The organism is Mesorhizobium sp. BR-1-1-10 (assembly GCF_020165595.1).
Classification (GTDB): Bacteria; Pseudomonadota; Alphaproteobacteria; order Rhizobiales; family Rhizobiaceae; genus Mesorhizobium; species Mesorhizobium australicum.
In genome coordinates this window covers 232717-245614 of record NZ_JAIUIL010000009.1, presented here as the reverse complement: position 1 = coordinate 245614, position 12898 = coordinate 232717, and the positions used below count along the sequence as shown (strand labels likewise).

The 12898-nt window shown below is 59.9% G+C and carries 12 protein-coding genes; all 12 read left to right on the top strand.

All coding sequences use genetic code 11. The features are described from left to right. Positions 1-11: 11 nt before the first annotated feature. The 12 genes from LB555_RS29395 to rfbD all read left to right on the top strand — a co-directional run bounded on the left by LB555_RS29395 (position 12) and on the right by rfbD (position 12863). The gene (locus LB555_RS29395; RefSeq protein WP_224643574.1) at positions 12-1139 is read left to right on the top strand and encodes a glycosyltransferase family 4 protein; all 1128 of its coding nucleotides are present in this window, start codon (positions 12-14) and stop codon (positions 1137-1139) included. Positions 1140-1565: 426 nt separating this feature from the next. Further along, positions 1566-2054, top strand: a complete 489-nt coding sequence (locus tag LB555_RS21140) for a hypothetical protein (protein ID WP_015318732.1) — start codon at positions 1566-1568, stop codon at positions 2052-2054. Positions 2055-2250: 196 nt separating this feature from the next. Continuing rightward, positions 2251-2685: a hypothetical protein gene (locus LB555_RS21135; RefSeq protein ID WP_224683664.1), complete on the top strand. Its 435-nt coding sequence runs from the start codon at positions 2251-2253 to the stop codon at positions 2683-2685. A gap of 125 nt (positions 2686-2810) precedes the next feature. After that, positions 2811-3623: a tyrosine-protein phosphatase gene (locus LB555_RS21130; RefSeq protein WP_224643572.1), complete on the top strand. Its 813-nt coding sequence runs from the start codon at positions 2811-2813 to the stop codon at positions 3621-3623. Then, positions 3620-4393: a polysaccharide biosynthesis/export family protein gene (locus LB555_RS21125; protein ID WP_140618675.1), complete on the top strand. Its 774-nt coding sequence runs from the start codon at positions 3620-3622 to the stop codon at positions 4391-4393. Before LB555_RS21130 ends, LB555_RS21125 begins: the two co-directional genes overlap by 4 nt. 44 nt (positions 4394-4437) lie before the next feature. Further along, complete coding sequence (locus LB555_RS21120; RefSeq protein WP_224683663.1) at positions 4438-6813, top strand: GumC family protein; 2376 nt, start codon at positions 4438-4440, stop codon at positions 6811-6813. Continuing rightward, on the top strand, positions 6701-7960 hold the full coding sequence (locus LB555_RS21115) for a hypothetical protein (RefSeq protein ID WP_224683662.1): 1260 nt from the start codon (positions 6701-6703) through the stop codon (positions 7958-7960). The genes LB555_RS21120 and LB555_RS21115 overlap by 113 nt, the downstream gene beginning before the upstream one ends. Continuing rightward, entirely contained in the window at positions 7957-9366 is a 1410-nt protein-coding gene (locus tag LB555_RS21110) for an O-antigen ligase family protein (protein WP_224683661.1), read from the top strand. Before LB555_RS21115 ends, LB555_RS21110 begins: the two co-directional genes overlap by 4 nt. Positions 9367-9434: 68 nt before the next feature. Then, the gene (gene rfbA / locus LB555_RS21105; protein WP_141907199.1) at positions 9435-10316 is read left to right on the top strand and encodes a glucose-1-phosphate thymidylyltransferase RfbA; all 882 of its coding nucleotides are present in this window, start codon (positions 9435-9437) and stop codon (positions 10314-10316) included. After that, complete coding sequence (gene rfbC, locus LB555_RS21100) at positions 10317-10871, top strand: dTDP-4-dehydrorhamnose 3,5-epimerase (RefSeq protein WP_015318724.1); 555 nt, start codon at positions 10317-10319, stop codon at positions 10869-10871. Positions 10872-10896: 25 nt separating this feature from the next. Further along, positions 10897-11967 carry a dTDP-glucose 4,6-dehydratase gene (gene rfbB, locus LB555_RS21095; RefSeq protein ID WP_140726552.1) on the top strand — a complete coding sequence of 357 codons (1071 nt, stop codon included), beginning with the start codon at positions 10897-10899 and terminating at the stop codon, positions 11965-11967. Beyond that, on the top strand, positions 11964-12863 hold the full coding sequence (gene rfbD, locus LB555_RS21090) for a dTDP-4-dehydrorhamnose reductase (protein ID WP_224683660.1): 900 nt from the start codon (positions 11964-11966) through the stop codon (positions 12861-12863). Before rfbB ends, rfbD begins: the two co-directional genes overlap by 4 nt. The last annotated feature ends 35 nt before the right edge of the window (positions 12864-12898 follow it).

Genomic DNA, 12898 nt, shown 5'->3' with positions numbered 1-12898 from the left:
TGGGGTCCGAGGTGGGAAGGAAGATTGTCATCTCGATCAACACGTCCTGGAACGTGGTCAATTTCCGCAAGGGCCTGATCGAGGCGTTGCGGCGGCGCGGCTATGATGTCGTCGTCGTCGCGCCGAGGGACGAGTATTCATCCTTGATCCCAGGGATGGGTTGCCGCCACGTCGACATCGAAATCGACAATTCCGGCACCTCGCCTGCTCGCGACCTTGCGCTTCTGTGGCGCTACTGGCTTATCCTGCGCCGCGAGAAGCCGCTGGCGTTCGTAGGCTTCACCATCAAGCCCAACGTGTTCGGCTCGATGGCTGCAAACCTGAATGGCATTCCGGTCATAAACAATGTTTCAGGGCTCGGCACTGTCTTCCTCCAGGGCGGCCTTCTCCAGGGAATCGCCAAAGCCCTTTATCGCCTGGCGCTGGCCCGTTCGAAGGTGGTCTTCTTTCAGAACGACGACGACCGGATGCTGTTCGTCGGCGCGCGCATCGTGCGCAAGGAACGGACCGCGCTGCTGCCCGGCTCAGGCGTCGATCTCGCGCGCTTCTCGCCGTCGCCGCGCCAGCGCGCGCCGTCCGGTGCCATCGTATTTCTGCTGGTGGCTAGGCTGCTATGGGACAAGGGTGTCGGTGAGTTCATCGAGGCTGCCCGCCTCGTCCGTCGCCAGGCGCCTGCGGTGCGCTTCCAACTCCTTGGCTTTCTCGATGTCGAGAACCGAACCGCGGTCAGCCGCGCCGAAATCGAGCAATGGGTCGACGAGGGTTTGGTCGAGTATCTCGGTGCCACCGACGACGTTCGCCCTTTCCTGGACGCTGCCGATTGTGTCGTCCTGCCTTCCTACAGGGAGGGTACCCCACGCTCACTGCTCGAGGCGGCCGCGATGGGCAAACCTCTGATCGCCACGGACGTGCCCGGTTGCAAGGAGGTGGTGGACCATGCCGTCAACGGTTTCCTTTGCAAGGTCAGGGATGCCAGCGACCTGTCGGCACGGATGATCGATTTCGTGACGATGGACGGCCACTCCAGGGACGCGATGGGGAACGAGAGCCGGAAAAAGGTTGAACGGCAGTTTTCGGAAACGATCGTCGTCGAGAGCTACATGCATCAGATAGAGAAGCTTACGGCTGCCGCAACGTGATGAGCGGCCATCGCCGGCCGTGAGCCGGCTGACACCGGATCTATTTCCGTCTTAGCGGCCGATCGCCGGGGCTTCATGAGCCGCTGCCAGTCCACGATTGTCCGACCAGGCGCAAGCTGCCGTGGCTGCATCGGTGATGGTGAACCACCTTCCCGTTCGCCAAGTCTGATCAGGAGCGCTCGCGCGCAGTCACGGGGCAAAGGATATCTCAATTGTTTTTCGGGTAATCTGAAATTCGCCGGCGATAATCAGAACTTTTCATGCGCTATTTCTAAAATGGTGAGCTCCCAAAGGCACGAGGCAAGTCAAAATTCTAGCGCCGGCGCGAAACAGGTTGGAATTGTGGCAAAAAACTGTTACGCGCTGATGTCATGAACTTTTGATTTGCAAGTTCCAAGGAGCGGCTTCGAGAGAAGGGCAAAACGAATGAATCTCATCGTCAGAACCGTGGTGGTTGGATTTGTTGTTTCCGTCGGTTTCGGTTCCGCTTCCGCATTTGCTCAGAAAGCATCTTGCAGTTGCGCGACTGCCTATCATGGTGCGTCAAATCCGGTTGGATCCATTGTTTCCGTCAATGGCGATGTGATGGTGTCGCAGGCCGCCGGCTACGGCCCGGCCAAGGCAGGAAATATGCTTGATTCCGGCAGTCGTGTGGTGGTCGGGGCCAAGGGGTCGGCGTCCGTGGCCGTTGGCGGCTGCAACCTGGATGTGCCGGCGAGTTCGAGCCTGGATGTCTCTCGCGTCGAGGGCAACATCTGCCTCAAGCTGGTTGGCTCCGAGCAGACCGCCGCCATCCAGCAGTCTGGCGGAGCGGTCGGCGGTTTCGGTCCGCCCGAGGGAATTTTTTCTGGTGCGCTTCTTGCGACCGGCGTGCTTGCGGCTACGCAGGACGACGACAGCGCTGTCAGCCGTTGAAGGCTGTGGCCCATTGCCGTGATTGGCCGCGGCGCGCCGATAGTGTCTTTAGATGGGTTCGTTAACTATATTGCATTAGTAGTTGTTGAAATAGTGTGGGCGATCCTGGCGGGGAATAGCTGGTTTCGATGGGGCGGAAATGACGGGTCGAGTTGGAGTTGTTATTGCTTTTGTAGCGCTCGCAGCGGGAAATGTATTGTTTGCCGGGTCCGCGGCTTTCGCACAGGCAGCGCAGTGTTCCTGCCTTGCGGCCATACCGGTTTCGGGAAGTGTGGTCGGCCAGTTGACCAACGTCCAGGGTGACGTGCGGATGTCACAGGCTGGCGGTTATACCGGTGTGAATGGCGAGGCGCCGGTCTATTCGGGCGCACGCATCATGACGGGGGCGCAGGCTTCGGCTTCCCTGGTTGTGGGCACCAATTGCGCGTTCAACGTTCCGGCGAATGTGACCGTCCAGATCGACCCTGCCGAGGGCGGTATGTGCGTGTCGTTCGATGCACCGCAAGCCGCTGTCGTGCCGGCCGGTTCCGAGCCCGGCGTTTTGCCGGTTCTCCTCGGTGCCGGTGCGATTGGCGGTGGCGCGGCCCTTCTTCTCGGCCTGCAGGATGACGATGACGCCGTCAGCCGCTAGTCGGTCCCCAGCGTTCCTGTTCTGCGTAAGCTTGTGAAATGCGTCATTCGCCGCCATGCGGGTGATGCGTTTGTATTTTGTCGAGACAGCGGCATCGCTTTGCCTCCATGCAGACAGAAACGCCAATGATTGACCTGCATTCCCATATTCTGCCTGGTCTCGACGATGGCTCTTCCAGTCTGGCTGAATCGCTCGAAATGGCGCGGCTGGCAGCGGCTGATGGGACAACGCATATGGTGTGCACCCCGCACGTCATGCCCGGCGTCTATGAGAACGGCACGACAAATATTGCCCAGGCAGTCGAGGCGCTGGTCAGGGAACTTGCTTGCGCCAGCATCCCGCTTGTCCTCTACGTCGGCGCCGACGTTCATGTTTCGCCTGATCTTCCCGACCGGCTGAAGCTCGGCAAAGTGCCGACGTTGAACGGATCGCGCTATTTCCTCTTTGAGCCACCGCATCACATCTTGCCGCCGCGGCTCGAGGATCTCGCTTCCCGCCTCGTTGGCGCGGGCTATATTCCGATCCTGACCCATCCTGAACGGTTGACCTGGATCAAATCGAACTATGACGTAGTCGAGCGATTGAACGCATTGGGCTGCCTTATCCAGCTCACGGCGGATTCGGTCGTAGGAGCCTTTGGCCGGACCGCTCTCTACTACTCGGAAAAGCTGCTCGACGAAGGCAGGGTGGACATCATCGCATCCGATGCGCACGGCCCGTCGAGGCGTCGGCCGGGGCTTTCCCAGGCGGTGGTCGCCATCGCAAATCGGTGCGGCGAAGATGAAGCCTACAATATGGCGGTGAAACGCCCGGGCGCGATATTGCAGAATCAGCCGCTCGCGCCCATTGGAAAAGTGAGCACCAAGAAATTGTATGCCGGCAGCGCGAGCCGTTTCGGCGGATTGGGTCGGCTGTTCAAGAGCGGGTCTCTGGGATGAACATTTTCGATCTTGCCAGAAACAATGCAGGTATGCCGACGCTGGCCGCGTTGCTTGCACTCTCTGCTTGCGCGAGCTCTTCTTCGACATCATCGACGGCCTCCGTCGAAGCGTTGCAACCGACATCGTCTTCGACGGCCCTTGCCGGCGGTGGTGCGCTGCAGGTGGTGAAAGACCTGCCAGCGCCGCAAAACACGCAAAATGGCAGCGAGCAGCCGCTGTCAGCCAACGACGTGCTCGAAGTCAGCGTCTTCCAGGTCGATAATTTGAACAGGACCGTTCAGGTCGATGCCAGCGGCCAGATTTCCCTTCCGCTCATTGGCGCGATGACCGCGGCCGGCAAGACCGTTCGTCAGCTCGAGAAGGAAATCGAGACCGCGTACGGCGCAAAATATCTGCAATCGCCCGACGTGACGATTTTCGTGAAGGAATCGGTAGGCCAGCGCATTACGGTCGACGGCGAAGTCAACAGGGCAGGCATCTATCCGGTGTCCAGCAGCGCTTCCCTGCTGGATGCGATCGCACTCGCCGGAGGATTCAATGCTGTCGGCGACGCCGGCAAGGTCTTCGTCTATCGCAATTTTGGCCAGAGCAGGCTGGTCGCCAACTACAATGTCGAGGAAATTCGCGCAGGCAAGAATCGCAACCCGCGCATCTACGGCGGCGACGTGATCGTCGTTTTCGCTTCGAAGTCGAAAATCGCGATGAACAATCTCAAGGACGCGTTGGGTCTCGCCTCGAGCGCGGCCCGCATTGCGGTCATTCCATAAGACAGGCACGGCCGGCCACGGACAAACCAGGATGACCTTGCGCCATGCTCGATCGCAACAGGCAGCCCCAAATTGCCGGCCCCGGATATGGCCAAGCCCTGTCCGCGGATCTTTATTACGATGGGGCGCAGAATTATAGCCCGTATGGTCGTGACTATGCCGCCCAGGACGAGGGCTTCAATCCGCTCCGTTTGCTGTTCTATGTCATCCAGTATCGCTGGCTGATCGTCATGATGGCCGTCGCGGGCCTCGTCGCCGGTGTCATTGTGACGATGATGCAGACACCCAAATATCAAGCGACGACGCAGCTGGAGGTTCTGGTCCCTTCGGCAAAGGTCTTCCAGGACATTGAGGTGGTTTCCGAAAACAGTGACGTCCGGGCGTTTCTGACCGCCCGGGAGAAATTGAAGAGCAGGGCCTTGGCGCAGCGCGTGGTCTTTCAACTGGGCCTAGCCGAAAAGCCGGACTTCCTGTTTCCGACTCCGAGTTTTTCAATAGGCAACATCTTCTACCGCGCCTTCGGAATTTCCAAATCGCTCTCGATCCAGGAAAAGACGCCCGAAGAGCGGGAAGGCATGGCGATCAAGCGCGTCCTCGATGACCTCACGGTCAATCTGGTGACGAACACCAGCCTGCTGTCGATCACCTTCGTCGACCAGAAGCCGAAATATGCGAGCGATGTCGCCAATCAGGTCGCCCAGAGCTTCATCGATCAACGTCTCGACCAGACCAGCGAGACGTCGGATCTGGCAAGGCAGTTCATTCAGGAGCAGGTCCTGCAGGTCAAACAGAAGCTGCAGAAGTCCGAGGAGGAACTGGTCGCCTATGCCAAGGATGCCGGCATTACCGTCACCGGCGACAAATCGCTGATCGGGTCAAACATCGAGGCCCTCAACACGGCACTCGCGACCGCAATCCAGGAGCGTCTCGATGCCGGGCGGATGGTGGATCAGGTGGACAAGGGGCGTGGCGCCAGTCTCGGTCCGGTTCTGGAGAGCGAAGGCCTGCAGAAGCTCAGTGAAAAGCTCGCGGACCTCACAAGCCAATACCAGCAGAAATTAGGCATCCTGAAACCTGGCTTTCCAGAAATGCAGCAGTTGCAGTCGCAGATCAAGGAACTGCAGCGGCTCTACAACAATGGCGTACTGGCGATAACGGACTCGCTACGGTTGAAATTTCAGGAAGCGCAGAACAAGGAAGCCGACCTCAAGGCCAAGCTCACGGAGCTGGAAAAGCAGCAGATCGTCTTCAACGACAAGAACATCAAATACACCATCCTCAAGCGCGAGGTCGATTCCAACCGGTCGCAGTATGACGGCCTGATCGCCAAGCTGAACGAAGTCGGCGTGAGTTCTGAGCTCAAGACGCAAAGCGCTGCCGTTGTCGATTTCGCGACCCGGCCCTTGAGCCCTTATTCTCCTCGCCTCAGCATCAATCTTGCAATAGCCCTGGCGCTGTTCATGGCCTTGAGTGCGTCGATCATCTACATCGTCGAATTGCTCAACAACACCTTCACAAATCCGGAGCAGATCGAAAAAGAACTCGGATTGGCCATGCTCGGCATCTTGCCGCTCGTCGATGACCGGGAACTCATAGCCAGCATAGCCGATCAGAAGTCGGGGCTTTCGGAGGCCTATCGTTCGTTGCGGACGTCGCTGCAATTCTCAGGAGCGGAAGGGGCGCCGCGTTCGCTGCTGGTGACCAGCTCCGAACCGTCGGAGGGTAAATCGACCACATCGTTCAAGCTTGGCCAGGATTTTGCCGCTCTCGGCGCAAAGGTTCTGCTTGTCGACGGTGATTTGCGCAAACCCAATCTGCATCGGCTGTTCGGCCTCGACAACGCGATCGGCTTGAGCAATCTCCTGACAAACACCGTTCGCAAGGAAGATCTGGCCGGTATCTTCAGAGCGACGAAATATCCCAATGTGACTGTTCTGACGTCGGGGACGATACCGCCGAACCCGGCGGACCTGCTCTCTTCGCCCAAAATGGCGCTGATCATCACCAATCTCGGCAAGCGCTTCGATCTGGTCATCATAGATGCGCCGCCCGTCGTTGGCCTTTCGGATGCGCCGATCCTCGGCCGGCTTGCCGAAGGCACGCTGATGGTGATTTCCACCAACCAGGTAACCCGCAAATCCGCCAAAACGGCTCTGAAGCGTCTACGAGCAGCCGGAGCGAATGTCATCGGGGCAGCGATGTCGAAATTCCAGGTGAACAAGTTCGACTACAACTACGCCTACAAATACATGAATTCCCAGTATTACGAATACGGCACGAATACCCCGAAAATCGAGGGCAAAGTCGATGGTGGAGCAGGCCAGCCCGCGCATGCAAAGTCTCCTGCGTTCAGGCGTTTGGTTCGTCGCCTCCGTTCTGGTGTTGATGGCTTCGTCGACCGGGCTAAGTCGTCTTCTTGAGACGGGAACGCCAAGCGTCTCTCTCGCGCTGGATCCGTTGAACGTGGATGCTTTGATAGGCGAGATCGCCGGCGAACTGAACCAGACGAACGACGGTGCCGATCTCGACGGGTTGGCCGCAAAGGCCCGGAATGCGCTTCGCTTCAACGTCGCGGATGCACGCCTCTATAGCCTAATCGGTGAGATCAAGTATCGCCAGGGCGAGAAGGACCAGGCGTTCGAACTCTTTGATCGAGCTCGAATGCTGTCCAAGACCGAAATACACGCATTGCAGAGATCCATCGATCGCTCCGTCGCGACGGGCAACCTGGTAAGGGCTGTAGCCGAGATCGATATCTTGCTGCGTCGGTGGCCTGATCAATTTTCAACCGTGGCCGCCGGTTGGCCCGCCATTCTCGCCAATCCCGACGGGTACGGGGCCGTGCTCGCCGCCATCCGGGCGGAGGCGCCATGGCGGGGCAAGCTTTTTTCGACCCTTGGCCAGAACCCCCAGGGTTTGGCAGCCGCAAACCAACTGTTGCTCGATCTCGCGGGGTCCCCGACGTCTCCAACGTCCAACGAATTGTCGGCCGTGATCGATGGCTACATCAAGCAAAGGCAATATGACCCGGCCTATCGGCTGTTTCTCTTCAGCCTGTCCGACGAGGAACGGAAACTGGGCGGCTACATTTTCAACGGCGGCTTCGAACCGGTCCACAGCGGCAAACCATTCGACTGGGTGATACACGACCGGTCGGGTATGGAGATCACCTTCGCCGGATCGCGGGATGCAGGTGAAAGCGACAGCGGAGCGACGATTCGATTTCTGAACACGCCCGTCAAGAACGCGGCGCTTCAGCAATTTATCGAACTTCCTCCTGGCTCCTACAGGATTTCCCTGAACGCTTCGGCCACGAATCTCAAACTGCCGAAGGATTTGTTCTGGTCTCTCAGATGCGTCGCTCCCTCACACGAGATCGCGCGCTTCAACATACCGGAAGGCACCTTCAACAGGCGAAGCCTGAGCCTGGACTTCACGGTTGGGCCGGCGGCGTGCCCGATGCAGTTGCTGAGACTGGAAACGGCCGCGATCGCACAGAGTTGGCGGTTTCGGTATGTCGGGACGTTGGTCATGCACAAATTGAGCATCGAAAGAGTATCGTCGTGAGGGAACGGTCGCGACAGCCCACGCAGTGGGATAAATATCTGCTTGGCTCGGTGCTCTTTCTATCGATGCTGATTGGTGGCGGCACCGCGAGCGGTCTGTACACCGAGACGCTGATCGAGATTGCGGCGGTCATCTGCGCCGCGGCGATCCTCTCGAGGCCGTCGGAACAGGCAATTCCCCGCGCCGTGTTGTGGTTGCTTGCTCTTGTGGTTGCGGTGTTCTGTTTTCAGGTCGTGCCGCTGCCCGCGACCCTGCTCGAGGGGGTACGGCCCGCGGTGCTGCTTGCGGATCCATGGCTGGATGGCGAAAGCCGGTTGCGCTTCGTCAGCGTCGGAGTGGGGCGCACCATCGAGTGCATGCTCTATTTTGTCGCGGCCGCGGCGTTCTTCCTCGCCGTCCTGCGCCTGCGCGCCGAGCAGGTCCACGGTCTTCTGCCGTTCTTTTTCATGGGGGTGATCTGCAATGGCCTGGCGGCGGCGATCCAGTATTCGCTCTCCGATACCGTCGCCATCGAGGGACTGCTGCCGTTTACCATCAATGCGGGTCTCTTTGCCAACCAGAACCACTTCTCGGCCTTGCTCTTCGTCTCGATCCCCTTCGTGGTATATTATGGCTTGTTCCGCGGCCACCTTCTGTCAGGAGCGCTCGGTCTGGTAACCCTCCTGCTGCTGCTTCTGGCCGCCGGTTCGCGGGCCGGCATTTTGATCGGGCTGGCGATCACCGCCATCTCCGTTGTCTTCCTGTCCGCGCGCTCGAGGGTTGGTGGTTATGTCATCCTCGCGGTTTTCATCGGCCTTTCGATCTACACGATCGGCGCGTGGGCAAAGATCGATGCCAAATTGGTCGACCCGGCCTTCGGACGAGCCGAATTCGCACGGACCACGATTGAGGGAATTGAGCAGAATTGGACCATCGGTGTCGGATTTGGTGCTTTTCAGAAGGTTTACCAGATCCATGAAAAAGGCAGCATGATCTTCAAGTCTTATGTCAATCATGCGCACAACGATTATCTGGAATTGGCGTTGGAGGGCGGTTTGCCAGTTATCTTGCTGATGGTTGCCTATGCGGTGCTGCTGTCCGCATCGTCCGCCAGAATTCGCGGGGAACCATTGCAGAAGGCGGCTTTTCTGTCGCTAGCTTTTCTGCTCGTTCATTCCCTCGTCGATTATCCCCTGCGAACCGCCGCCCTTGCGATGACGTTTGCCTGTTTGAACGGTATTGTCTTTCACCGCGGTTTTGCCGATCGGCTCAACCAGAGGGATGAATTGGGCAAGGCCAGCCGCCGCGACGAGGACAATCTGCTTGTCCCGGCCAGGGCATCGGCCTTGCCAGGTTCGGCCGAAGCGGGAGGCGCCGGTAGACCGGTATCGAACCCAGCCGATGCGTTTGTTGCTTGCCGCGATTGACAAGCCAATGCATGAAACCTAAGCACAGGCCCTGAGGGGAGGGACTTAGGCATGGCAAGGAGAGCTTCTTGAAAGGAATCATCCTTGCTGGAGGCAGCGGAACGCGTCTTTATCCGTTGACCTTGGCAGTCTCTAAGCAAATACTCCCAATATACGACAAGCCCATGATCTATTATCCGCTGAGCGTTTTGATGCTCGCCGGAATCCGCGAGATTTTGGTCATTTCCACGCCACGGGATCTGCCGGTTTTCCGCGATCTGCTAGGCAACGGATCGGAATTTGGGCTTGAGCTGACCTATGCCGAGCAGCCGCATCCCAATGGTCTGGCGGAAGCCTTCATCATCGGCCGTGATTTCATTGGTGCGGATAGCGTATCGATGATCCTGGGCGACAACATTTATTTTGGCGATGGGTTGTCGAAGCTTTGCCGCACGGCGGCATCGCGTGAAAGCGGCGCTTCGGTGTTCGCCTATCATGTCGAGGATCCCGAGCGCTATGGCGTGGTGTCTTTCGACAAGGCGACCGGAACCGCGCTGACGATCGAGGAAAAGCCACAAAAGCCGAAGTCCAACTGGGCCGTCACGGGTCTCTATTTCTACGACAACGATGTTGTTGAAATCGCCTCGACGATCCGGCCCTCGGCGAGAGGCGAGCTCGAAATCACGGCGGTCAACAATGCCTATCTCGAGCGTGGCCAGTTGCAGGTGCATCGGCTGGGACGCGGTTATGCCTGGCTCGACACAGGCACCCATGACAGCCTGGATGACGCTTCTTCGTTCGTGCGCACAATCGAACGCCGCCAAGGCATCAAGGTTGCCTGTCCGGAGGAAATCGCCTTCGAACAAGGGTGGCTGAGCGCTGACGAGGTGTTGCAGCGTGCAACTCGCCTGGGAAGGAACGAATACGCCGCCTATCTACGCCGACGTGTCGTCGAGCTGTCGGAGGGCTAAATGCTCGAGGTGAGATCCCTTGGCATCGAAGGTCTGCTGGAAATCATTCCCAAACGCCATGGGGACGCGCGCGGTTTCTTCATGGAAACCTACAATGCCGAGCGTTTTTCGCAGGCCGGCATCGACCTGGTTTTCGTGCAGGACAACCACTCCTATTCCGCCGCCGCGGGCGTGCTGCGCGGGCTCCATTACCAGCTAGCGCCGCGTGCCCAGGACAAGCTGCTGCGGGTGATCCGCGGCAGCATTCTCGATGTCGCCGTCGACATCCGCCGCGCCTCGAAGACCTTCGGAAAATGGGTCCCCCTCGAAGTGTCGGCGCAAAAAGGCAACCAGATCCTGGTGCCCAGGGGCTTCGCGCACGGCTTCGTCACGCTCGTGCCCGACACCGAGGTGCTGTACAAGGTGACCGACACCTATTCGCCCGAGCACGACCGGTCGATCCGTTTCGACGATCCTGCCATCGATATCGAGTGGCCGTCGCTGGCCGGCGGCTTCCAGCTTTCGGACAAGGACCTCAAGGCGCCGCTGCTCGCCGTCGCCGAGGTATTCGCCTGATGGGTGTTTGCGTGAGGACTGCGGTATGAATTTTCTGGTGACGGGCGGTGCCGGCTTCATCGGCTCGGCGGTGTGCCGGCATTTGTGCGCCAACCCGGCCTACCGGGTGACCAATCTCGACAAGCTGACCTATGCGGGCAACCTGGCCTCGCTGCGGCCGATCGAGAACGCCCATAATTACAGCTTCGCCCAGGCCGACATCTGTGACGAGAGGGCGGTGCTCGACCTTCTGCGCCGGCACGACATCGACATCGTCATGAACCTGGCCGCCGAGAGCCATGTCGACCGCTCGATCGACGGACCGGGCGCCTTCATCGAGACCAACATCGTCGGCACCTACAAGATCCTCAACGCCGCGCTGGAATACTGGCGTGGCCTGTCCGACGACAGGAAAAGCCGCTTCCGCTTCCATCACGTCTCCACCGACGAGGTGTTCGGCGACCTGCCTTTCGACGGCGGCATGTTCGTCGAGGAGACGCCCTACGCGCCGTCCTCGCCCTATTCCGCGTCGAAGGCGGCCTCGGACCATCTGGTGCGCGCCTGGCACGAGACCTACGGCCTGCCGGTCGTGCTTTCCAACTGTTCGAACAATTACGGCCCCTATCATTTTCCCGAGAAGCTGATCCCCCTCGTCATCCTCAACGCGCTCGACGAAAAGCCGCTGCCGGTCTATGGCGCCGGCGCCAATGTGCGCGACTGGCTGTTCGTCGAGGATCACGCGCGCGCCCTGGAACTCGTCGCCACGAAAGGGCAACCGGGCGAGAGCTACAATGTCGGCGGCAATTCGGAACGCACCAACCTTGCCGTCGTCGAGACGATCTGCGACCTGCTCGACACCAGGCGTCCGCGCGCCGGCGGCAGGCGCTATCGCGAGCTGATCTCCTTCGTCACCGACCGTCCCGGCCACGACCGCCGCTACGCCATCGACGCCACCAAGATAAGCCGCGAGCTCGGCTGGACACCCAGGGAGAATTTCGACAGCGGCCTTGCCAGGACCGTGGACTGGTTCCTCGACAACGAATGGTGGTGGGGGCCGATCCGCGAACAGCGCTATGCCGGCGAAAGACTGGGCGAAGCCCGCAAGGTGGGCGCGTGAGGCTGCTTGTCACCGGACGCGACGGCCAGGTCGCGGCAAGCCTGCTCGCGGCCGGCCAGGCGCGCGCGGGCGTGGAGGTCGTCGCCATCGGTCGCCCGGAGCTTGACCTGGCATGGCCCGACACCATCATCGACGCCATCGCGGGTGCCAAGCCTGATATCGTCGTATCCGCTGCCGCCTACACCGCCGTCGACCAGGCCGAGGACGAGCCCGATCTGGCCTTTGCGGTTAACGCGACCGGTGCCGGCAAGGTGGCGGAGGCCGCGGCGAGGCTGGGCGTGCCGGTCATCTATCTTTCGACCGACTATGTCTTCGATGGAACCAAGGCCGATGCCTATATCGAAACCGACCCGACGGCGCCGCTCGGTGTCTACGGCGCCTCCAAGCTAGCCGGCGAGCAGGCGGTGGCATCAGCCAATCCGCGCCACCTGATCCTGCGCACCGCCTGGGTCTACAGTCCGTTTGGCAAGAATTTCGTGAAAACCATGCTGCGGCTCGCCGCCGACCGCGATGAGATTTCGGTGGTATCAGATCAATGGGGAAATCCCACATCCGCGCTTGATGTCGCCGACGCGATCCTGCATGCGGCCACCATGCTGCACCGCAACAAGGACTTCGCCGGGTTCGGCATCTGTCATCTGGCCGGCAGTGGCGAGACCAACTGGAGCGGCTTCGCCGGTCATATCCTCGACACAAGCCTGAAGTTTGGTGGTCCCTGGGCGCGGGTACGGGATATCACGACGATGGACTACCCAACCAAGGCGCGCCGCCCTGTCAACTCGCGGCTATCGAGCGCGAAATTTGGCGCGGCATTCGGATGGACGGCGCCGGACTGGCAGAAGTCGGCCCGAGAAGTGGTCCATCGTCTCGTAAGCGGGGGCTCCAACGGTCCCTAACTGCATGACCAAGCAGCGGCCGGTGGAGGGTTGTC

What these genes read in the sequence shown, in the direction of transcription:
- LB555_RS21140 (WP_015318732.1), top strand. Translation starts at nt 1,566, where the DNA reads ATGAATCTCATCGTCAGAACCGTGGTGGTTGGATTTGTTGTTTCCGTC.
- LB555_RS21130 (WP_224643572.1), top strand. Translation starts at nt 2,811, where the DNA reads ATGATTGACCTGCATTCCCATATTCTGCCTGGTCTCGACGATGGCTCT.
- LB555_RS21125 (WP_140618675.1), top strand. Translation starts at nt 3,620, where the DNA reads ATGAACATTTTCGATCTTGCCAGAAACAATGCAGGTATGCCGACGCTG.
- LB555_RS21120 (WP_224683663.1), top strand. Translation starts at nt 4,438, where the DNA reads ATGCTCGATCGCAACAGGCAGCCCCAAATTGCCGGCCCCGGATATGGC.
- LB555_RS21115 (WP_224683662.1), top strand. Translation starts at nt 6,701, where the DNA reads ATGGTGGAGCAGGCCAGCCCGCGCATGCAAAGTCTCCTGCGTTCAGGC.
- rfbC (WP_015318724.1), top strand. Translation starts at nt 10,317, where the DNA reads ATGCTCGAGGTGAGATCCCTTGGCATCGAAGGTCTGCTGGAAATCATT.
- rfbB (WP_140726552.1), top strand. Translation starts at nt 10,897, where the DNA reads ATGAATTTTCTGGTGACGGGCGGTGCCGGCTTCATCGGCTCGGCGGTG.